Source organism: Alcaligenes sp. SDU_A2, from assembly GCF_038237375.1.
GTDB lineage: Bacteria > Pseudomonadota > Gammaproteobacteria > Burkholderiales > Burkholderiaceae_B > Alcaligenes.
In genome coordinates this window covers 255,687-277,712 of record NZ_CP151273.1, presented here as the reverse complement: position 1 = coordinate 277,712, position 22,026 = coordinate 255,687, and the positions used below count along the sequence as shown (strand labels likewise).

Below are 22,026 nucleotides of genomic sequence, written 5' to 3'. Positions count from 1 at the left end.
GTATCAGTCCACAACATTAAAGCGCTGAATCCTAGAGGACGAAAAATTGTGGATAACAGCGCACTGGGGAATGATTGCCTCTTTAGCTCCTAGGCCTTGCCGACAAGGAACGACGACAAGCTGACGATCTTTTTTTAGACCCCGACGACACTTTCCTTAACGCGTAGTCGGACAGAAAGACAGCAACAAAAAAGCCGGCACAGCCGGCTTAAAAACGCAATTTACGAATAACTATACGATATTACACAGGTCGAATATTGGCTGCCTGCATCCCTTTGGGGCCTTCCTTAAGCTCAAACTCGACAAGCTGTCCTTCGTTCAAGGACCGGAAGCCACGTCCTTCTATCGCAGAAAAATGCACAAATATATCGCTTGAACCGGAGTCAGGAACAATAAAACCAAAACCTTTCTCGGCATTGAACCATTTGACTTTACCTGTTTGAACCATAGTTTGACTGAATCCTGAAAAAACAAAAAATACACAAAGAACCTGGTCATAACCACGATGAATATACAAAGTAGTCAGTGAACGTAGCGAAAAACAGCCAGCTAGAGGTATACCAGCTATTTACTGCGCCTGATGAACACACATCAGAAAGGCATGGCCTTAACAACTTAAAGTTCTGAGTTGTATGGTACTTTTTCCATCAGAAAAACACGTTGCAATCATCGCCTCCAGCCCTACTGACCTAAAAGGGCCGGTGCCAATTTTATTTTATTCAAGCGTTAATATTCATGCAGATCCAATCCAAGCTACCCGCTGTCGGCACTACGATATTTACGGTAATGAGCAAACTGGCATCAGAGCACAATGCCATCAATCTAGGACAAGGTTTTCCCGACTTTAATCCAGACCCAAAGCTGATAGAGGCTGTACATCAAGCGATGCTGCAAGGCTTGAATCAATACCCCCCCATGCCAGGCCATGCCGCGTTACGAGAGCGCATTGCAAGCAAGACTCTGCAACGCTATGGCCATCACTACAATTGCGATACCGAAATTACCGTCAGCAGTGGTGCCAGCGAAGCCTTGATGGCCAGCTTTCTCGCCTTTGTCCATGCAGGCGATGAAGTCATTGTGATCGAGCCGTTCTACGATCTTTATGTTCCAGCTATTGAGCTGGCCGGAGGAAAAGCTGTTCCGGTTCCAATGACGCCACCAACCCAAAACCATCCATACTATCGAGTAGATTGGGACCTGGTAGAGGCAAGTATTACGTCCCGAACCCGCATGCTGGTTATCAATTTTCCTCACAATCCAACCTGCTCCAACTTACGCCCTCAAGACTTGGATGCTTTGGAACAGCTGATCGCCAAATACCCTCTTTTGATTTTGTCCGATGAAGTCTACGAACATCTGACATTCGATCAACAAGCGCACTTGAGCCTGGCAACCCGTCCTTCCCTGGTAGAACGGGCCATTATCGTGTCTTCGTTTGGCAAAACATTCCATGCCACAGGATGGAAAGTTGGCTACTGTTGCGCACCCGCTGTATTGATGACTGAAATCCGAAAAATCCATCAATACATGGTGTTTACCGTTCCCACCCCTTTGCAAGCAGGTCTAGCCACCTACATGCAAGATCCCTCTACCTGGGAGACGCTGCCTGCCTTTTATCAGGAAAAACGCGACTACCTGCTGCAAGGCTTGAAACACACACGTTTTACGCCTTTGCCCAGCGAAGGCACTTTTTTCCTTCTCGCCAGTTATGACGGCATTTCCAACGAGTCAGAACTGGAGTTTTCTAAATGGCTGACGCGTGCTCACGGTGTTGGCACGATTCCTGTTTCCGCCTTCTATCAGAACCCCGAGCATCCCGCATCCAATCACAAATTGATTCGACTCTGCTTTGCCAAGCAAAAAAACACGTTGGATGAAGCTTTACAACGTCTAGCCAATGTTTGATCCGCTGTAGCGCTTAGCAAACCGCCTTAGGGCGGTTTTTTTTCGACCTGAGGTAGTGGCTCAAAAATTGTGGATAAATCGACCAGGCAGGCTCTGACGAGCACTCTCGAGTCAAACAGCAAGGACACAACAACACGACACTCTCCTTTCTGCGCACCACAAACCCTGCCCTTTGCACCACAAACCACAGCAACCAGCAAACAAAACAGGCCCTGTGTCGAGCTGCGATTCCCCCTATCGCATTCCTTCCCTGTTGATAACTTTGGGGGCAACCCTGATTTTTTTACCAGTAGGCCGCTCTTTCCATAGAAAAGCATCCACTTACGTGTACAACAATCTCATGCTTTTGCTGGCCATAAAACAGGCCTTTAAGGCGTATTCATACACTCAAAGAAAAATAAAAAACAAAGTAAAAACAGCAACTTACAAAAAAAATAGCAAAGTAATCAATCAACCAGATCTGTTGTAAAACACAGTGATCAAGCTACCAGCGCGCAAGAGAAGCTTGACAAGTGCCTGGAAACAACAGACCGCTTCTGTTTGTGGACAAGTCGACAGATCAATATCAAAAGCCGGGGGACAGCTTCTTCAATTCGAGCGATGTGCTTTATCAAGAAGCACCAGGTTTTTACTGCCGGAACATAGGCAGGCCATCAGCTAACACTTCTCAATCCATAACTTGAGATTTACTCATGCTTGGTCCGTAAAAAATAAAATGGCTGCATCAGTGCGTCAGCATCAAAGCCAACTTCCCTGCTTAACCCCGTCTTGAGCGGCAGGCACTGGTGAAAAAATATTTTCAGCCACTGTGAGCGTTAAATGCCTCATGCAAAAACCGCATAAAACAGCTTGGGCAGATCAAGACCTGTTCGAGCAATGTTGAGCATCTTAGTCCAGAACATTTGGCATGCAAAGGGTGGGATCTACTCTGCGCTTGGAGCTAACTTATCTTTTATAACAAGCACTTAAATCTTTTATTAGAATTAGTGGATGGAGGCTTGTTGATAAGTGGAATAACCCTTATTTTTCTATATAAAACAATCTGTTAGCGTTGAAAATGTAAGGGGATAGCTTAGCGGATTGTACGTGGATGAAGCAGGTACAACTTTTAGGGACTTCTCTGTAGTACTGACTTGTGCCTATTCAATCCACACACTGTTCACAATCCTCGTCCTAGAGCTTATCCACAGATAAAAAAATTGTAACAGCATGCAGAAGGATGAATATCAGCGAATTTTTTGCTGCAACCCTGTGTCCGTGAACAGTATCTGCTCTGGCCATCGGAACGCTGCGAGATGAAAACGAGTGGAATCTAGCATCAGATCTTGTCGCCTTTCTCGCCATCGAGCACCAACCGAAAAATCGACACAAAATACATTCCGGCCGGCACCATGCCACTCGAATGGATCTATCTCTTTGAATAATAAGGAATATTTAGATAGATTCTGCGTTCCATAAGTGTTTAGCTGTCGCCAATAATGCCCAAAAATAACGGGAATAGATTCTTGATAATGATTCCACCAAGCGGTTCTATCTGAAAATCGCCAACGGTTTCCTGCAAAAAATGGCTCTTTCGCTGTTTCTTCCGTTCCTGATGTTAATAAACGAATCGGATTAAACTGACTTTGAACTAAATCGTAGTTCGCATATGCCTGTAATAAAGGAACATCTGCATTTGGGTCTTCTATTTTTTCTTTCCATATTTGTTTTTCTTCCAGATATTTGCTCAATATTCCGGTTTCTTTTGCGAATATATTTGCTTTTTTATCGCAATCAAAGAAAAAGTCCAGCATATTTTTTGTTTCTACCTTTCTTATTCTATTGATAGCTTCTGTATTCCACGCTGCATGCACGATACGAAGTTCTCTGTTTTCTAAAACCAAAGGTAATGTTGATAAAAATAGGCGTATATTTTCTTTTTTGTCTGGATCTATACGTTGAAAAGGTGCGTAAAACGGTAGATCTGTCTCAAAACGTTGGTCAAAAAACCATCCGGAACCGTCTTTAGCATCATTAATCAGCAGATTGATCTCGTGATTTCCGAGTATTCCAAACGCTTTATTGTTATTTATCAAGTACTTAACATATTCTATTGTGCCAGGGCTATCAGGTCCTCGATCACAATAATCACCGACAAAGACAAGAATGCGGGAGTCTTTATGGCTTCCATCTTCTTGATAACCAAGATTTTTTAGTAATCGATGCAATGCCTGCAGTTCTCCGTGTACGTCTCCAATAATGTCTAAAGGTGCTGAAGGCAGGGTCTGTACAAGATGGGTAGCCATGACTGTACTCTTTGTTTAACAATAACTATATATAAAACTAATAATGGATAATGGGTGTCTGTGGATAAGTAGAGCAATTCTATTTATACCTTGTTTATCATGAACTTAAGCCTGATTGACTGATGTGCATGACGGCAAATTTAGCAGTGGATCAAAACTGGACAAAATCAGCCTGATGACAAGATAGCGCACTTATCCCCGTTCTATCCACATGTGGTGCACAAGCCCGTCTTCTAGGGCTTGTCCACAGAGCATCGCTAAGCTCAAAAGGGGTTTGAGCGGCAAGATCAGCGCGGATTTCTAGTTGCACAGCCAGTGCCATCAGCGCCAGATACGTGTTTTCTTTATATGGAAAATATGGCACTGGTTTATTAGTATTTTGCTGCTATACTTTCCACAAATTATCCACTTTTTTATACAATCTTTTTTTTCAAAAAACGCATATTTCCATATCTGGAATAAACTAATCTGTTAATAAGTTTGTGGATTACTGTTTTCTTATTTATTGTGGATAAGTTTTCTTTTTAGTTTTATTGCGTATGTGATATTTTCTTCGTTAACAAACCCTGGGTTTTGTCATTCATTGCGCATGGTTTGTTTTTCATGAATTTTAGTTTGAACAGATTTTATTCTCTATGTTTATCCAAAAATTCAATAGATATTCTGTTTCACATACTTTAAATCATCAAAATATTATTTAATCTCTATTTTTTAATTAATAATTATTTTTAGAAAAAAATATAAATTTTTATTACTTAAGGGTTTTTTTTAATGAATAAAAAAAAGCCACTGCTAATTTGCAATGGCTTTTTTAATAAATAATAATTAACCCGCACTAAATGTGTTCCAACGCTCCGGGTATTGATGACGAAATTTGGTGACCAGATCGATACAGCCTTGATCATTCATGATTTCAATGTGCATACCAGCTTTTTGCAACCAGTCCAGGGCTCCTTGATAATGGTGAGTTTCGCCTACTAGTAAGCGGCGTATGCCCGCTATTTGGAGCGCGCCGGCGCACATGGGACAAGGGGCTTCCGTGCTGACCAAGAGTACGTCTTGTTCTGGACGAAATGGCTGCTGCATGTATTGCTGCAAGCAATTGATTTCTGCATGGGCAAAATAATTCTGGTCTTGTAGCTGCCGGTTATGCGCTTGGGATGCAATGACTCCATCCACCACCAGTACAGCACCAAATGGCATGCCGCCCTGGGCAACAGAAAGTCGGGCTTGGTCGAGGGCTAGTTGTAGATAGTGGTGTTTCATGATGTTCTCCAGATACAGAGACGGCCTTGTACTGAAAAATAAGCGCTGGGCAATCGGGTTATAGGCCGATGTGATGTTTCTTGGCGCAGGATGTGGGGTGGGACAGCCAAGTAGAAACTGGCAAAGGTGCCCCTGTATATGCCCGAGTATTGGGTGTCTTGTGCGGGCACAGGGCAGCCTTTTTGGTGATGGTAGCGCGTGTTGGCGTGCTTCGACACCCTGTCATGCATGTATTTTCTGGGGAACATAGTGGCGGTGGACGGCTGTTTTCAGGCTGAAAATGGAGGCAGGGATTCAGTCTACTGGGATGTATCAAGGCCGCCATAGAGAGAAGTTTGTACTTGATATATTAATAATTAGCTGGCATATAAAATGAAATTGGTACATTGTCTGATATATGGCAAGCCAATGGACAGGCGGCTAGCCGTGTTGCTGTCCTAGGTGGTGCCAGGCCTGTACCATTCAGTTCACTGTGTTTTTTGAGATAAACTGCGAAGGTTCGGCATGAAGGCACTTATTCTTGCAGATTGCTTCAGAGGCTTGAGTCTGGGTTCTGAATGTCATGTGCCTGGGATATGCTGTATTCATTGTTGACGCCTTAGCGACTATCCTTCCCCCTGTATTTCATGCCACAACCGAATATCGAAGAATCTGCCCAGGATTGGCATGCCTTGCTGCAGCAGGTGCCGCTGGCCGTTCGCGCCCAGGTGTTGGCTATCACCCTGGATCACCAGGATGAATTGGCTACGCACTTTTATACCCATATGCTGACCCATCCGGCTGCCCAGGTGTACCTGTCGCATGAACAGGTTCAGACCCGGTTGCATCGTTCGTTGCGTAATTGGCTTGTGCAGTTGTTTTCGGTCGATATCGACAGCGATATGCAAGAACAGGTGAAGTTGCAGAATCAGGTGGGTGAAGTGCATGCCCGGGTTGGGTTGCCGGTTTACCTGGTATTGCGTGGCGCACGATTGCTCAAGGGGCGCTATGCCCGCTACTTGTTTGAATCACCGGAGATCGGTGCTGACCAGGCTTGGGATTGCTATAACTACGTTCAGGATTTTATTGATCTGGCCATGGAAATCATGAGCCACGCGTATGCAAATTCCCGAGAGCGCAAATCTCGTGCCGAAGAGTCTTATCGCTTGTTTGCCATTGTGCAAAACGCGGCGGCCGAACGAGGGCGGCAGCGGGCTGCTTTGTTGGATTGGGAAAATCAACTGATGTTTGCCATGGCCGTCAACGGTAATCAGTCTCCTTTGCCGCGGATCGGAGATTCGGACTTTGGGGTCTGGTTCAAGCATAAGGGGGCACATGCTTTTCAAGGGACAGTCGAGAGCCGAGAAATTCTTGCCTTGATGCGCTTGATCGACACGGAGTTGATGCCCGAGTTCGATCCGCTTGATCCACAAGGACAAGTTCGTCAGCTGCATGAGTTGCGTGCCAAGACCCGTGCGATAGGTTTGCATCTGGAACGCTTGTTTGAGCAGCAGAACGAGCTTGAGTCCGGACGTGATGTGTTGACGCGTTTGCTGAGCCGTAAGTATTTGCCGGTGGTGTTAAGCCGCGAAGTCGCTTATGCCCAACAGCGGGGATCACGATTTGCTTTGCTGGGCGTGGATATCGATTACTTCAAACGTGTCAACGATACCTATGGGCACGATGCCGGAGACCGGGTTTTACAGCAGTTTGCTGAATTGCTAAGCAATAGCGCGCGCGCCGGCGATTATGTCTTTAGGTTGGGGGGCGAAGAGTTCTTGTTGTTGCTGGTCGATGTTGACGCTGAAGGGGCAATGCGCGCCGCACGTAATTTGCGTTTGCGTATTCATGCTGAAACATTCAGGGTTTCCGATGGTCAAACACTGGGAATTACCGCCAGTGTCGGCATCGCTTTGTACGATGGCCACCCCGATTACGAACGCACGTTGCGGCGTGTCGACCGTGCCTTGTATCAGGCCAAGGAAGAAGGACGCGACCGCGTTGTGTTTGTCTAGCGGCATTGCTCAGCATTTTGTGGGCTTCTGTGTCGTATGGCGGCAACCTATGCTAAAAGAGCGTATTCTTTGTGCGTATCTTTGCGCACGCTTTTTCTGCGTAACAACGGTGGATTGAGCGCTATGCTTCATCGCCGCAGATATCTCTAAATCCTTGGCGACTTGGTTTCAGACGTGTTTCTGAAGCTGTCCTTTTGCCAGTGAGCTGATCCTATGCAATCCCGTTTTGCTGTACTTCCACAGTATCTTCTGCCCAAACAGGCATTGACCGAGTTTCTGGGTGGTTTTGCGTCCAAGCCTCTTGGGGGCAAGACTACTTGGTTTATTAAGCGTTTTATTCAGCGCTACCAGGTCGATATGAGTGAAGCCGAGAACCCTGATCCGGCCAGCTATGCAACCTTTAACGAGTTCTTTGGACGTGCTTTGCGCAGCGGCGTCAGGCCGATTGCCCAAAGTGCGTTGGTCAGTCCTGTGGACGGGGCGATCAGTCAGTTGGGTGCCATACGCGGTGCAGAGGTGTTTCAGGCAAAAGGCCATAGTTATTCGACGACGGCTTTGCTGGGGGGAGATGGGGCGTTGGCCGAGCGTTTTCAAGACGGCTTGTTCGCTACCTTGTATCTAAGCCCTAAGGATTACCATCGAGTGCATATGCCTTGTGCTGGACGTTTGACCCGCATGATCCATGTGCCAGGTGATTTATTTTCCGTTAATCCAACCACGGCTCGAGGAGTGCCTGGACTGTTTGCACGCAACGAACGAGTGGTGTGTTTGTTTGAGTCCGAACAAGGTCCTTTCGTCCTGGTGTTGGTAGGGGCGACTGTTGTCGGCAGCATGGCAACGGTGTGGCACGGTGTTGTCAATGCGTCGCGCGACGGGCAGATCCGAGAGTGGACTTATATGGACCAAGATATTTCTTTAGCCAAAGGCCAGGAAATGGGGCGTTTTCTGCTTGGTTCTACCGTGGTTTTGCTGTTTCCCAAGGATAGTGGGTATTGTTTTGATTCTGGATGGCAAGCACAAGGCGTGATTCGACAAGGACAGGCAATGGGCTATTTACGCTGATTGAGTGCATCTATTTGTCTGAAAAACCTGCGTCCATACGGACACAGGTTTTTTTTTGCTTCGGGTGTTGGTAAGTCGTTATGCTGGAGTTAGGCATTGTTAGGAAGCTGCAATGAAGATACTGCTTTTTTTATTTCTTAAACTATGTGGAGCCTTAGTCCTTGTCGGATTGACGGTTTGGGGCATTTTTGCTTTGCAGTTTCAGGTATCAGATCTTGCGCTGCGTTTTGCCCTTATGTTGCTGTGGGTAGGCTTGGCACTGCTTGGTTTGTACGCGATTTTCTTGGGTACGGCATGGTTTGCCCTTCCCTACTTGGTGGGGAGCCTTGTTCTGGGCGTGTGGTGGAATAGTATCGAACCCAGTAATGGGAGACGCTGGGCACCAGAAGTTGAGCGGGTCAGCTACGGACAAGTACAGGGGACGATTGTGACTATGCACAATGTACGTGATTTTGTTTGGCGTAGCGAAAATGACTTTGATGAGCGGTGGCAGACCCGTCAATACGACCTGGAGAGACTATCGTCGGTGGATATGTTCTTGTCGTATTGGATGGGACCGTCCATTGCCCACACTTTGGTATCGTTTGGGTTCTCTGACGGTCAGCAAGTAGTGTTCTCGGTGGAAATCCGAAAGGAAGAAAATGAAGCGTTTTCTGCCATCGGTGGGTTTTTTAAGCAGTTCGAAATGACTTTAATTGCTGCACAAGAGAGTGACATTATCCGTACCCGTACTAATATTCGTGGGGAAGATGTCTATATGTATAGCGTTGCTCTTTCTAAGCCTGCCATGCAAGCCTTGTTTTTGTCTTACGTTCAACAGGGTAACGATTTGCATGGCCATCCGCGGTTTTACAATACGTTGACGGCGAACTGCACGACGATTGTGTACGACATGGTTTCCCGTATTGTGGGTGGTTTGGTATGGGATTGGCGTGTCTTGGCGTCGGGTTATCTGCCTGAGTATGTTTATGCCTTGGGGGCGTTGGCACCAGGTTATTCGCTGGAAGCGATACAGCGTTTGGGGCATGTCAATGAGCGTGCCTTGGGCCAGCGCGAGGGAGAGGATTTTTCCCGTGTGATCCGGCGTGATGTTCCTGTGGTAAGCAGGTAAGTTGTTATGTATGTTTCACGTGAAACACCTGTTTCACGTGATCGATATAAAAATCATATCAAAAACTTTAATTTTTTTAAAAGAAAATTAATTGCAGTGGCTCTTTTTTGAGGGCTGATTCAAGATTTTTTTGAATGCAATGGTACTTGCCGTGAATATTAGGTTTCGGAGGCTAAGGGGCTGTTTTTTTAGCGTTAACCTTTCCATTGAACCAGTTGTGCCAAGGTGCTGGTTGAGCCGCCGCAGACAATAGCCAGAATATTTTGGTAGGGAGCCAGCACCTCGTGATCCAGGTAAGCTGTGGCTAACATGGCCCCGCAAGCGGGTTCCACCAATACACGATGATCTGTCAAAAAGCGCAGACAGGCACTGACAGCCTGTGCGTCGCTGACTTGGGCGCAATGAATGGGCCGTGTTTGGCTTAAGGAATAGGCTTGTGTGCAGACTTGGCGTGCGGCCAACGTGGTTGCAATGCCTTGCACGGAGTCCAAAGTGACATGCTTGCGTTGTCGGACTGATTCGCCCAATGATGCTGTTCCGTGGGTTTCTACAGCGATGATGGGCGTGTCCTGCCAGCCATGGTCTTGCATGCCTTGTGCAATACCGCTTAATAAGCCTCCCCCACCCACTGACAGCAATATGGCATCGGGTCGAATGCCCTGGGCCGCTACTTCGGCAATCAGGCTGGCATGTCCTTTCCAGAGCAAAGGGTCATCAAAGGGATGAATAAAAGCGTCGTTCTCTTGCAATAAAGCCTGGGCATGGTCGTTTGCTTCGTTCCAGTTGCGGCCGACAACGAGTAACTCGGCTTTTTCGCGTTGTATTAGGCGTCGAGCGTGCTCGCTGGTGGTTTCTGGTACGACGACCAAGGTAGGTATGTTCAGTCTGCGCCCCGCATAGGCGACAGCAATGCCGGCGTTGCCTCCGGAAGAGCTGACAAAACGTGTTTTTCCTTGTTGCGCGTAATGTTGGCAGGCGTAGCCAATGCCTCGTATTTTGAATGAGCCGCTCGGTTGCAGGGCGTCCATTTTCAGCCAGAGCTGCTTATTGAGCTGTTCGCTGAGTGCATGGGAGTACAGGAGCGGTGTGTCAAGATGGAGTATCATTTTATTGTTCCAGATTTTATATTGATCTGAAGGTGGGCTAAGGCGCTGCTTTGTGCCTTGATCTGTATTTTAAGCAGTTGACGGATGTCGTGTCGGCATCTGCTGTAAACAGGCGATGACTGTCGGTTGAAGTCGTAGGAAAGCGGTTTGCTTGGGGTATGGAACAGCGCGTTTGATGATTGCTGCCTTGCAGCAATTTTTGGGTCTTGTCCTCTCTGTGTGTAGTGGTGTCTCAGGCGTTTAATAAACGATGGTAAGGTGACGTACTTAATTATTAAGTTCCCTTACAATTTAAAGTGAACCAGTATCTGGCGTACCAGGCCATCTTGGATTGGTTCTGATAGAATCGCAAGGAGACGGCCGGAGTCAAGCCCTTTTGTCTGTACAGGGATTTTGCTCCGGCCGTGGCGTTTAATTGTTCTTTTTGAGTTTTTGCCAAATGAATCCTTGCCCGTCTGACCTAAAAGGGGGCTTGTTTTCTGCTTTGGCAGTAAGAAATAAAAACAATAATAATCAGAACTTATTTCTAGAAATGTCTCTGTTGTAGCGACTTCAAAGGAATATAGATTTTGTTATGAAATTTGCTACCAGACCTGCTGATATCTACATGCGCTTTCTGCAACTTGCCGATGCGCTGCATAAATTACCCTCCCTGCCCGCTTTAGACCCTTTGGAGGAGAGGATATTGACGCTTGTCGCTAAGGCTTCGCGCGAGTCATTGCGCTTATCCGTGCGTGACGTCATGGCACAGGAACGGCTTGGGTCGCCTGCAACCATACATACGCGATTAAAGTCCATGCGTGAAAAAGGTTGGATTGTATTGAGCGATACCGAAGATACCCGACGCAAACAAGTGGATCTTAGCCAGGCGGCTTTGCTGCATTTTGATCGTCTGTCAGCCTGCTTGTTGGAAGCTGCCAACGCTTAGGCTGCCTTGGGCAGGAAGAGGCTTTGTGAGTATGTCCCTTCTACGGGACTGGGCACATGCGTTTGCCAAGCACGTGCCCAAGAGTCAATCCATCCTATCAGCTGGAAAGCTTCATCAGGATGATGCCGCTGACAATCAGAACTGCCGCTGCAATACGCATAGGGTTAGCGGCCTCGTTCAATACCAAGATACCGACTACAAATGCCCCGACGGCACCGATACCTGTCCAGATGGTGTAGGCAGTGCCAAGCGGGAGCGAACGCATTGAAACCGACAATAGGGCAAAGCTGATGATCATGGTCACGATGGTGACCACGGATGGGACCAGACGCGAAAAACCGTCTGATTGCTTCATGGCGTATGCCCAGATAATTTCAAAAAAACCAGCGAGAACAAGCAGGAGCCAAGCCATGGCGACCCTCCGTGTTAAGGGCCGGGCCGTCCCGGGCATTATGTCCAACAATTGGCGAGGCCGTTCCTCGAGACTTTGAATATCGTGTATTGACGACGTTGATTAATATAGCAAAAGCTGGTTTTATTGCCCAGTTGGCCTATTTACCATGTTGTTTTCCATACCCACAATGTCGTCATGAAATCGCACCATCGTTCCCTCTTGTACGGTGTTCTGATCTGGCTCGGGCTTTCGATGGCCGGCGCAGCCATGCTGACGCGCGTCGAGCTAGCGCGTCAGCAGGATGCTTTTACGGTGCAAAGCAATATTGCGTATCGTCTGCTGGGACAACGATTGGCACAGCATGATGCGATCTTGCAAATGCTGGTTTTGCTTCAGCCGCCTGTACAACGTATTGAGCGTCTTGGAACACTGGAGGCCATGTTTCCGCAGGTTATGGCCATTTATCGGGAAGAAAACGGCACGCCCTGGGCGAATCCACTGTGGGAACAGGCACAGCAACAATCATTGAAAGTGGAACGTGCCGTACTGACCGATGTGCATCTGTCGCAAGGACGATATGTGTTGTTGGTAGCGGCTCATCCGGCCAGTTTCGCGGTAACGCTGGATTTGAATGCGGCCATAGCCTGGGATGAATGGCCGTTTCGTCGCAATGGCAGTCCAGTTCGGGTAGTGCTGGAATGGCAGGACCAGCAATGGGTGATCAGCCCAGGGTTGGATGAGGCCGGGCCGGTTGTTTTTCAGTCCGGCAAAACCCTGGCCTCGAATAGCCAACCTTTTCAGTTGCATACCCGACGCGTTGTCACTTACGCTGATCTGCCCTGGGGGCAGGCTTTGTTATGGTCGTTGTTCAGTGCTTTGCTGGTGTTTGTGGTGCTATATGTCCGCAAACAGCGGGAGCAAACTTTGCGTGCCCAGGAATTGTTGCGCATTGGGCAAGTAGCGCGTCTGAATTCATTGGGAGAGATGGCGGCCGGCTTGGCTCACGAGCTAAATCAGCCTCTAACCTCTGTATTGGCTAATACCCAGGCCAGTCTGCGTTTATTACAAGAAGACCCGCCGGATCTGGAGCCGGCTCGTGAAGCAATGGCGCATTCGGTTGAACAGATCAAACGGGCAGCCAGTGTATTGACGCGTTTGCGTCATAGTCTTAGGGAAAACGGCTTGGCGGATCAATGCCATCCTGTGTCGTTAACGCAAATCGTGCAAGAGTCTGTGCATTTATTGATGCCCGAACTGGAGCGACATGGCATTACCTTGGAGAAACGATTGCCGCCGCACGAGGTAGACGTGTTAGGCGAACCGGTGGCATTGGGGCAAATTATTCATAATTTACTTAACAATGCACTGGCAGCGTTGAGCAGCGATGATCAAACTGATCGGCGCATCTGGTTGGAGGTCTTGCCTCGTCAAGGACGGGTGGTCTTGACGGTACGTGACAATGGGCCAGGTATTGATCCTCACCACCTTAGCCGTTTGTTTGAACCTTTCTTTACGACGCGCTCCGATGGCTTGGGGCTAGGGCTAAGTTTAAGCGAATCGCTGGCGCAAGCGATGGGCGGTGGATTGACGGCGTTCAACGACCCGATGGGAGGAGCGGTATTTGCTTTGGACTTACAACGTGTTGAAGAAGAATCTACATGAATCCGCTCGAAGCCGGACTATCCCCTTTGATCCATCTTTTGGATGACGATGCCGCAGTACGGCAAAGTTTGTCTTTATTGATCAGCACCGTGGGGCTGCGTGTACAGACCTGGTCGGATTCGCAGCAGTTTCTGGAGTCCTTTGATCGACAAGCAATCGGGGCATTGATTCTGGATGTGCGTATGCCGGGTATCAGTGGTTTGACCTTGCTCGATACGTTGATTGCTCAAGGGGTGGATCAGCCTATCATCCTGTTGACAGGGCACGGTACCGTGGATATGTGCAGACGAGCTTTCAAAGCGGGGGCGGCGGAGTTTCTTGAAAAGCCCGTCAGTGATGACATTTTGTTGGATACCGTCCAACAAGCTGTGCGTCAGCATGTGCGACGAAGGGAACGTCTGGCTGCCGATCAATGGGCACGAGAGCGTTATGCCAGCCTGTCTGATCGTGAACGAGACGTCTTGGGATTGATCGTAGAAGGTTTGACCAATAAGGAAATTGGCCGTGCGTTGTCGGTATCGCCGCGTACGGTGGAGACGCATCGGGCCAATTTATTTGCCAAGCTGCAGGTGGATACGTTGGCCCATTTGATCCGTCATTACGCCAGTCTTGTCGAAACGGCTCCGTAAAACTACGGAGGTTTTTGGGTAGGTGCCCGAATAGTCGGGATATCAGGGTGAGCCGTATAGTTTCTTCATGCCGACAACGGTGTCGGAAACGACAAATGGAGATTTCTGCTATGTTGCGTTCTTCCCTGCTGATGACTTTGCTGTTTGTGGCTGGCGCGGCTCAAGCTCAAGGTGTGCTGAGCGAGAAAAACATCTCTTTGGATCTGGCAAGCCGTCTGGCGACCGAGACGGTCAAACAATGTTCAGCCAAAGGATATAACGTGTCGGCTGCCGTGGTGGATCGCGCCGGTGTGCTGCGTGCGTTTCAACGTGCTGACCAGGCAGGCCCTCATACTGTCAATGCCAGTATCGATAAAGCATACACGTCGGCCTCGGCTCGCAATCTGACCAGCGCCATGCTGGAAGGCTCGCAGAAAAATGCCGGTGCAGCCAACTTGGGCAATATCCAGGGCTTTTTGCTGTTGGGTGGCGGTGTCCCGGTTAAGGTTGGCAACGATACCATTGGCGCTATTGGTGTCGGCGGTGCCCCAGGTGGCCATCTGGACGAGGCGTGCGCGGTTGCTGCGTTGGATGTGCTTAAAGCCGAATTGAAGTAATGGGTCGATATGTTCTGATGCATTGCATCAAAGCTGCGTAGATGGCACCTAACCGCCCTTCCGAGGGCGGTTTTCTTTTCTATACTGCTTGTTTGGGGGGCTAATCTGCACAGGGGGCGGCATGCGTTTACCGATTTACCAAGTCGATGCTTTTACTGATACGCTTTTTGGTGGCAATCCGGCGGCGGTGGTGCTGATGCAAGACTATCCGGCAGATGATGTCTTGCTGGCTATTGCCCAAGAAAACAATCTGGCAGAAACCGCTTATCTGGTTCCCCAGGGAGACGATTACCAATTACGTTGGTTCACGCCTTTGTTGGAGGTGCCTTTATGCGGTCATGCGACGTTGGCCAGCGCGGCGGTGGTGATGGAGCGTCTTCGCCCACAGCTTGATCAGCTTGTGTTTCATACCTTGAGCGGTCCGCTGACCGTCCGGCGCGACGGTCAATATTACAGTCTGGATTTACCTGCACGTCCCGTGCAACAGCGGGCTGATGATCCTGCACTGGAAAAAATCCTGGGGGCGCGTCCACTGGAATTATGGGCGAACGAAGCTGCGTGTCTGGCAGTCTTGGAAACCGAGCAGCAGGTTCGGGAGTTACGTCCTGATTTGCGCGCATTGGCATGCAGTGGCTGGGACGCTTGTATTGTCACCGCTGCGGGCACGGATGGTTTTGATTTTGTCAGTCGTTTTTTTGCGCCTGGGCATGGTGTCGATGAAGATCCGGTGACCGGGTCGGCGCATTGTGCATTGGTGCCATTTTGGGCACATCGTTTAGGCAAGGAGCGTTTTCTGGCTTATCAGGCGTCGGCGCGTGGCGGCGTGTTGGAATGCCACCTGCTAGGGGAACGGGTCCAGTTACGGGGGCAAGCTGTGTTTTATCTGGAAGGCAGCATTATGGTGTAATTATCGCCAGGTTCTGGATTGATGATGGTGAACTCGTCTGCGGATACGGCGGTAACGACGCGAGGCGGACAGGATGTGTTTGGATAGATACACAATAATCAATGTCCCGGATAAGTCCCCTAAAAACATGATGAGGGTCGAATGCCACGGGTCGGTTCCTGGTTTGCCAAAAAACTGAAAACTGATTAAATGCAAAGTGGCGTTGCACATGGCATATAACCAGGCACAGGCCAGTAGCTTGGCGGCGGTCAGATTGCTTAATGTTGGGCGCAGCCGCATGGTTTTTTGAGCCAACAAATACGCAATATATGGACCTAGCGCCGATACTAGACTGCCGACCATGGCGCGTGCGGGATCATCGGGAAAGTAATAAAAGAATGTGACCACGCACGATCCCAGGAACAAACCGATAGCGCCGGTCAAACCAAACAGCAAGGTACACAGTAGACGTATTCCGGCAGGCAGGTACACCCAGTCTATGCCGCGTACATGTTCAAAAGCCTGAAAGATCAGGTGGTTCAGTCCTGTAAAAATCAAGAACGCCAAAGCGGTGCCGATGGCGATGCGCCAATGCAATTGGTAGAAATTCAAAAGGGGGAGCTCGGTTCAGCGATGGCGTTAAGGCAATGAAGCTGTCGCAAGGTAGGCATGCAGATAGTCAACTATCCTTATTATAAGTTGGCTTTATTTCGAATCTGTATTATGTGCTGTTCGTGTCCAGCAGATGAATTAATGCCTGGGGGCCTGTCGTTGCGTCTGCTACTCTGAGCACATCGATTTTGCTTGTTCTTGCATCATGATTCCAGTAGCCCCTTTTTCCTTGTTGACGTTGCTGATCCTTGTGCTTGGACCGTTGGCGTTGTTGTGCTTATTGTTGTGGCTGCTGCTGTTGATTTTTCAGCCACAACGACGTTTGCGCTTTAAACAAAAACCTTGGAGGCGCAGTGTGTGGCTAGCGATTTTGCTGGCCTTGGGGGGCGCGTATGGTGTTTTTTATCTGGCCACTTATCGATACGATCAAGCTATGCGGGCGGAACAAGCCAGCCGACGTCATACCTTGCTTCAAGCGAGTCGTTTGGCAGGTATAGCCATGCCGGCAGGTACGCGTTTGGAATTAAATACATGGGGTGACCCCGACAGTGTTGCCTGGGCAGACTTTCCCGAACCGGTGTGGCTGGGCCAGGCCCCTGTTGTTTCTTTTGAGCGCCCGCGACCTGATGTATCCGACGCTTCTTGGTTTACTCGTGTAGCGTCGGATACCCGTATCGATGGCTGGGTATGCTCTGCCGGGGAAACCGTGGAAATACAGTTTGATCCGGACGATGGTTTTGCTTTGCATCGATGTCATTTGGCCCAAGGACAGGCGCTGACTGCCTGGAGTCCTTTGGCAACAGGCGTCAATGTTCAGCATGCGCCGCCTATGAATATTGAGCTGCCCCAAGGAGTCACCGTGATGGCAGTTCCGCAAGGGACGGCCTATACCGATGGCACCTATGATCAAGACCGTTGGACTGTGCGCGTAGAAGGCGATGGAATACAAGTACATGCATGGGGGCTGGAGCTTGAACGCGCGTATTTTGCGGTTGATGCCGACCGGCGAATTCTTTATCTGGCCCATGCCCGATTGGCCAGTCCGGTGGAGCTGGGAGGGCATGTATATAGGGCCGGAACAGAAGTGGCCACTCCCAATTATCGCGTGCATCCTGATTGGCCCTTGGCGTTGCTGATGCGGGAGCCGCAAAGCGCAGTAGATGCTTTACGAGCACATGACTTATTGACAGGTCAACTGTTGCCAACCTTGCCATAGGGTGGCGTTTAGTTTTCGATGTTGCGCTTTCACCGTTTATTGTCGTTTCATTATGGATTTGGTGTAAATAAATGGGTCAGATTGGTTCTGGTCGTTCCGAATTTGAGTTAATGTGATTGTTTGAAGCAGCTGCATAAGCGTGTTATACGCAGTAAAAAATGATGAGCCATATACGGGCGTGAGCATCGCATAGTAAGTATCGTTTGGTTACAATGCGACTTGCGTATGCGCACTCTCTATCAAGATTCTTCAACTGCAGGACCTCATTGAACGAGGTTGGTTGCTGTCATGGGTACACATCAAGGGGAGTTCCTGGATCAGACGCAAGCACAGGCTGCGTACTGGTTCACTCGCCTGAACTCGGGCGAGGCCACCGCGGCCGAGCTGCGTGAGTTCGAGGATTGGCGTCGTGCCAATCCAGAGCACGAGCGTTGTTACCGCTATATCTGTTATTTTTGTGATGCCAGCCTGGATGCATCCGAGCAAGAGCTAAAGCGCCTCTTGCCGCGTTTGGGCACATCTACAGACGATGCAATCGTTGTGCGCCCCCGTCGACTTTGGGTCGGCGTGTTGGTGTTGGTAACGGTAGCGGTTGGGGCATGGTTTTGGCCAGAGCCGATACTCCAGGAAGAATACATACAGGCTACATCGTCCATGTTGGAGCGCCATTTTCCAGATGGAACGATCGTGTTGTTGGAGCCTGATTCGGAGGTTCGGGTCAAACGCTACGCCGAGTCTTTAGAGGTGATTTTGATGCGGGGTGCCGTTGCGCTTAGCGTGGATCACCAAGATAAGCAAAGTGTTGAAGTCGATACGGGCTTTGCGCAAGCCCATACGCACAAGGCACAGTTTCGTGTAAATGTGTCCGATAAAACGACGCGCGTGCAAGTGCAAGAAGGTTCGGTAGAAGTTGCGGGTGGTTCCTGGTGGCGTCGCCAGGTTCGTGTCTTGATGCCCGGTCAGCATGTGGATGTAGACCGTTGGGCCGGCATGAGGCGGGTTCAACCCGCCCCCGCGCCCCCGCCCGAGGCCGACTGATTGTCGGCCTCCTTTTTTGGATTTAGAAAGCCCAGTTCAGCGATAGATTGCCATTGATATCGGCACGACTGTTGGCAAGCAACCGGGTACCCGCCGAGACTCCTAGGCGCAGCCGTTCGGACGCTTGTACCGTCAGGCCGGCGCGCACGGCCAAGGCATGCGTATCGACTCGCGCATAGCGGCCGTCAAAACCGACCTGGGGCGACGCATCAAAGCGCGCGTGCTGTGTCTGATGGCGTCCCAACAGGGACTGTTCCCACGCTGCGGTCAGTTCCGCCTGTACGTTGCGGCCCTGAGCCAATTCCCAGTTTTGGCGAACAGCCAGGCCTAAAGAGGCTTGCAGAGCATGCGCGCGTGTTGAATCCAGGCGCAAACGGCTGCCTGCGTCCCCTTCTTCGTTTACGCCTGGGCGGCTGTAGTGTAGATAATCCAACGCCACTACAGGGCCGATGCTGCCGGCCTGGCCTAGCGGCCAGTTGTAGGCCGCCTGGATGCCAGCCGCCATAGTGTGGCCTGTCCAATCGGATTTGGGATTGGCTTGGTACCCGGCAAAGCCAATTCGGCGATTCAGTTTGCCCTGCTCCAGTCCTGCGCGAATCTGGGCTACCCCGCTCCAGCCTTGGCGCGCATCGGCACGGTACAGTGCGTGGACACCTGCTCCTAGGCCGGTCAGCTTGCTTTTGCCTTGGTACGGGGCGTCGATGTTAAGACGTTGCTCGTTGGCTGTAGCGTGCAGGCCCAGGCTCCAGTCGCTGCCTGGGTTGCGGTGTTCGGCACCAAACAGGACACCATAGGTATGACTGCGATGGTCCACATCATTGCTTCCCAATTGCCAGCGATAGCTACCGCCAAAGGCCTGGATGAAGGTTTGCCAACCGTCCTTGCCCTGGCCGTGGCGTTGTCGCAGTTGTTCCGAGACCAGTTGTTCGCGACGCAGGCTGGCTGCCAATTGCGCGCCATAAGCACCGGCGCTAAGTTGGTTTAAGGCATCAGTAATGTCGCTGCCATTGGCATTGGAAAAGTCCATGGCCTGGTACACGGCGGCCAGGGGGCGCTGTCCGGTACTGGACGCTTGTTCCAGGCTACGGCCGACAGCAGCGGCGTTGGGATTGGCAGCATACTGCGAATAAGCTGCAGTGTTGCGCTTGACGGTCCACAGGCCATTGCCGGTTTGGATACCCAGTGTGGGGGAGCTCAAACTGGCGCTCAGCACCTCGAATTTGCCTTGTGTCTGGGACGCGTGGAACACACTGTCTTGGCTCAAAGACCAACCATCGGCATACCAGTCCGGTAATAGCTGTACATTCAGTTCGCCGGCCAGTTGGGCCGCGCCTTGGATGTCGATCCGGTCGTGTTGTGTCGCATTGGCCTCGATCAGGATGCGGCCTTGCGGGCCTTGGACAAAATCGCCTTTGATGGTCATCCGGCCCACAGAGTTGCCAGGGCTGAGAGTACCGTAATTGCTGAAGCGGTCTTGTGGGTTGATGGTGTAGGTGCTGTTGCCGCCCAAAGTGGCACCGGCGTCGACCCGCAGGCCGTACAAATTATGCTGGCCGTTCAATGACGTAATACCGCCCGCAATGACGACGGCCAGATTGTCTGCACCCTGAATATTGCCATCGTAGCGCAGGCGAAAATCCGGATCGGCATGCGGGGTGGCGTGTCCTTGCACATCGGCCTTCTGGCCAAAGCTGATGCGGGTCAGCAGTTGTTCGCCATTAGGATCGAGCCTGGAGTAGTTGGACAGGATGTCGCCCTGGATGCGCGCACCTTGCATGATGTTGATGTTCTGCACCCAGGCATTGTCGGCTATTTGAATAGCGGCTTTTTTGCCCGACAGCGGGCCGGACAGGTTGTAGTTGCTGATCAGCGCGCCTTGCAGGATTTCTGGCGGTGTCAGATAGGTGTTTCCTTTGACGACATGCAACCAGGAACCCCGGTAATCGCCCCATACGCCGGTATTGCCCATGGCGTTATTGCCGAAGTCAAATAGCGCTCCTACCCCTTCAGCACCATCGGCACGCACTTCGCCTTGTTGCACGATAGTGTGATGGCGGCCATAGCTGAACTGCAGCCCGCGGCCATACCAGCCTTGAGCATGGATGCGGGTGCCCTGCGGGACGATCACGGTGTTTTCGCTGCCGTCCACACGCACCCCTACCCCGCCTGGGCCGGCGCTGAGCAGGTCGGCCGCCTGGGTAATGGTGTTGCGTTCCCCATAAATATGCAGGCCCAGGCCCTGGGTAGCCAAATTGTATTGACCGGGTAAGTAGGCTGTGCCGTCGGCATTGCGCGCAAAAAAACCGTTGGTATTGGTTTGCGTGACATCGTCGCCGTAGACGGAGTAGCCAAAGAAATTGCGTCGATCTATGGTCAGCCCCATATCTTGCAGCGCGGCCAATTCGACTTCCATCAGGTTGGTGTAGTTCCGGTAGGACTGATGGCTCATCAGGCTGTTGCGCAACTCTGAATGGCTTAGGTAGTCTGTATCGACGCCTTCGTAGGGGTTGTCATGATTGCGTAGCAAGCTGACCGGAATGCCAGGCATGGCACCGTTGAGCACTTCAGTGACCTCTTCGCCCGTAAAGTAGCCATTGTCTTTGCGCAAATCGAAGGCGTTGGCATCGTAGGGGTTCTGGCAAGGGATGCACAGAATAGCTTGATTCGGACGTGCCGGATTGCCATTGTCGTCACGCAAGCCATCGCCCCAGGTAGACAGCACCGATGAAAAAACCGGCGTGCGCGTGTTGGGGCCGTTTTTGTCAAAGGCCAGGTTGGTGATCCCCAACGCATGTCCCAGTTCGTGAAATACCACCGCGTTGTAGTCAATATCGGGGGTCAGCGGTAATTGGCTGGGGGTAATCGGGCCGGTGTCCAGGGGCAGCGTGCCGATGCCGATGACCGCATGTGCTTCAGAGCGCAGTGTGTCCGGCAGGACATTCATGAGCATGCCCTGGAAAGCGCTGAGGCCGATACCACCCGGATCGTCCGGGTTGGTCAGGATAGGGCTGCCGGCATTGGCATTGAAGTCATTCATCGTCCCCACATTGATGATGGCTGGGGAATACCCGTCGGGTAGACTCAGGATTTCTGCCCATCGCTCCACCGCTGCCCGTATTTTTTTTCGGCCATTGTCATCCAGCCTAAAGGTGGACTGACGATAGTCCGGGCCGGTCACATCGTAAATGCCATCACCCGGGTTGAACAGGCGCACGGTAAATGCGGCTTCGCCCCGTTTGTTGTAAATGGTCTCGATATCAATAGCATGCGCAGCAGTGGGGGAGAGGGCGAGAAGAATCCAACTGAGCAGAGCTTTGTGTTTGAAAACCATAGGGG

At 50.5% G+C, this 22,026-nt stretch carries 18 protein-coding genes; 11 read left to right on the top strand and 7 right to left on the bottom strand.

Going from position 1 to position 22,026, the window contains the following annotated elements; genetic code table 11:
- Positions 1–241: 241 nt before the first annotated feature.
- Positions 242–448 carry a cold-shock protein gene (locus AADW57_RS01255; RefSeq protein ID WP_341668255.1) on the bottom strand — a complete coding sequence of 69 codons (207 nt, stop codon included), beginning with the start codon at positions 446–448 and terminating at the stop codon, positions 242–244.
- A gap of 287 nt (positions 449–735) precedes the next feature.
- On the opposite strand from AADW57_RS01255, the gene AADW57_RS01250 reads away from it, so the two are divergent.
- The gene (locus AADW57_RS01250; protein ID WP_341668254.1) at positions 736–1,905 is read left to right on the top strand and encodes a methionine aminotransferase; all 1,170 of its coding nucleotides are present in this window, start codon (positions 736–738) and stop codon (positions 1,903–1,905) included.
- A gap of 1,226 nt (positions 1,906–3,131) precedes the next feature.
- Here the strand turns inward: AADW57_RS01250 and AADW57_RS01245 are convergent.
- Both AADW57_RS01245 and AADW57_RS01240 read right to left on the bottom strand, forming a co-directional pair.
- Entirely contained in the window at positions 3,132–4,190 is a 1,059-nt protein-coding gene (locus AADW57_RS01245) for a metallophosphoesterase (protein ID WP_341668253.1), read from the bottom strand.
- Positions 4,191–5,015: 825 nt separating this feature from the next.
- On the bottom strand, positions 5,016–5,456 hold the full coding sequence (locus tag AADW57_RS01240) for a nucleoside deaminase (protein WP_341668252.1): 441 nt from the start codon (positions 5,454–5,456) through the stop codon (positions 5,016–5,018).
- A 626-nt stretch (positions 5,457–6,082) separates the two neighbouring features.
- On the opposite strand from AADW57_RS01240, the gene AADW57_RS01235 reads away from it, so the two are divergent.
- The 3 genes from AADW57_RS01235 to AADW57_RS01225 all read left to right on the top strand — a co-directional run bounded on the left by AADW57_RS01235 (position 6,083) and on the right by AADW57_RS01225 (position 9,623).
- Complete coding sequence (locus tag AADW57_RS01235; RefSeq protein WP_341668251.1) at positions 6,083–7,450, top strand: diguanylate cyclase; 1,368 nt, start codon at positions 6,083–6,085, stop codon at positions 7,448–7,450.
- Between the two features lie 213 nt (positions 7,451–7,663).
- Positions 7,664–8,512, top strand: a complete 849-nt coding sequence (gene asd / locus AADW57_RS01230; RefSeq protein ID WP_341668250.1) for an archaetidylserine decarboxylase — start codon at positions 7,664–7,666, stop codon at positions 8,510–8,512.
- A 112-nt stretch (positions 8,513–8,624) separates the two neighbouring features.
- Positions 8,625–9,623, top strand: coding sequence for an Lnb N-terminal periplasmic domain-containing protein (locus tag AADW57_RS01225; RefSeq protein WP_341668249.1), 999 nt, complete (start codon positions 8,625–8,627; stop codon positions 9,621–9,623).
- 194 nt (positions 9,624–9,817) lie between these two features.
- Here AADW57_RS01225 and AADW57_RS01220 read toward each other — a convergent pair whose 3' ends face one another.
- Entirely contained in the window at positions 9,818–10,729 is a 912-nt protein-coding gene (locus AADW57_RS01220) for a pyridoxal-phosphate dependent enzyme (protein WP_341668248.1), read from the bottom strand.
- A 574-nt stretch (positions 10,730–11,303) separates the two neighbouring features.
- On the opposite strand from AADW57_RS01220, the gene AADW57_RS01215 reads away from it, so the two are divergent.
- On the top strand, positions 11,304–11,657 hold the full coding sequence (locus tag AADW57_RS01215) for a winged helix-turn-helix domain-containing protein (RefSeq protein ID WP_341668247.1): 354 nt from the start codon (positions 11,304–11,306) through the stop codon (positions 11,655–11,657).
- Between the two features lie 97 nt (positions 11,658–11,754).
- Here the strand turns inward: AADW57_RS01215 and sugE are convergent, their stop codons facing one another.
- Complete coding sequence (sugE, locus tag AADW57_RS01210; protein ID WP_341668246.1) at positions 11,755–12,069, bottom strand: quaternary ammonium compound efflux SMR transporter SugE; 315 nt, start codon at positions 12,067–12,069, stop codon at positions 11,755–11,757.
- A 177-nt stretch (positions 12,070–12,246) separates the two neighbouring features.
- On the opposite strand from sugE, the gene AADW57_RS01205 reads away from it, so the two are divergent.
- The 4 genes from AADW57_RS01205 to AADW57_RS01190 all read left to right on the top strand — a co-directional run bounded on the left by AADW57_RS01205 (position 12,247) and on the right by AADW57_RS01190 (position 15,845).
- Positions 12,247–13,713, top strand: a complete 1,467-nt coding sequence (locus tag AADW57_RS01205; RefSeq protein WP_341668245.1) for a sensor histidine kinase — start codon at positions 12,247–12,249, stop codon at positions 13,711–13,713.
- On the top strand, positions 13,710–14,342 hold the full coding sequence (locus AADW57_RS01200) for a response regulator transcription factor (RefSeq protein ID WP_341668244.1): 633 nt from the start codon (positions 13,710–13,712) through the stop codon (positions 14,340–14,342). The genes AADW57_RS01205 and AADW57_RS01200 overlap by 4 nt, the downstream gene beginning before the upstream one ends.
- A 110-nt stretch (positions 14,343–14,452) precedes the next feature.
- Entirely contained in the window at positions 14,453–14,938 is a 486-nt protein-coding gene (locus AADW57_RS01195; protein ID WP_341668243.1) for a GlcG/HbpS family heme-binding protein, read from the top strand.
- Positions 14,939–15,059: 121 nt separating this feature from the next.
- Positions 15,060–15,845, top strand: a complete 786-nt coding sequence (locus AADW57_RS01190; RefSeq protein ID WP_341668242.1) for a PhzF family phenazine biosynthesis protein — start codon at positions 15,060–15,062, stop codon at positions 15,843–15,845.
- On the opposite strand, the gene AADW57_RS01185 is transcribed toward AADW57_RS01190, so the two are convergent.
- Entirely contained in the window at positions 15,846–16,436 is a 591-nt protein-coding gene (locus AADW57_RS01185) for an MASE1 domain-containing protein (protein WP_341668241.1), read from the bottom strand.
- A 229-nt stretch (positions 16,437–16,665) separates the two neighbouring features.
- Here AADW57_RS01185 and AADW57_RS01180 point away from each other — a divergent pair, with 229 nt between their 5' ends.
- Both AADW57_RS01180 and AADW57_RS01175 read left to right on the top strand, forming a co-directional pair.
- Positions 16,666–17,652, top strand: a complete 987-nt coding sequence (locus AADW57_RS01180) for a hypothetical protein (RefSeq protein WP_341668240.1) — start codon at positions 16,666–16,668, stop codon at positions 17,650–17,652.
- A 288-nt stretch (positions 17,653–17,940) separates the two neighbouring features.
- Positions 17,941–18,690: a FecR family protein gene (locus AADW57_RS01175; protein ID WP_341668239.1), complete on the top strand. Its 750-nt coding sequence runs from the start codon at positions 17,941–17,943 to the stop codon at positions 18,688–18,690.
- Positions 18,691–18,712: 22 nt separating this feature from the next.
- Here the strand turns inward: AADW57_RS01175 and AADW57_RS01170 are convergent, their stop codons facing one another.
- Positions 18,713–22,021: an autotransporter outer membrane beta-barrel domain-containing protein gene (locus AADW57_RS01170; protein ID WP_341668238.1), complete on the bottom strand. Its 3,309-nt coding sequence runs from the start codon at positions 22,019–22,021 to the stop codon at positions 18,713–18,715.
- Positions 22,022–22,026 lie beyond the last annotated feature (5 nt).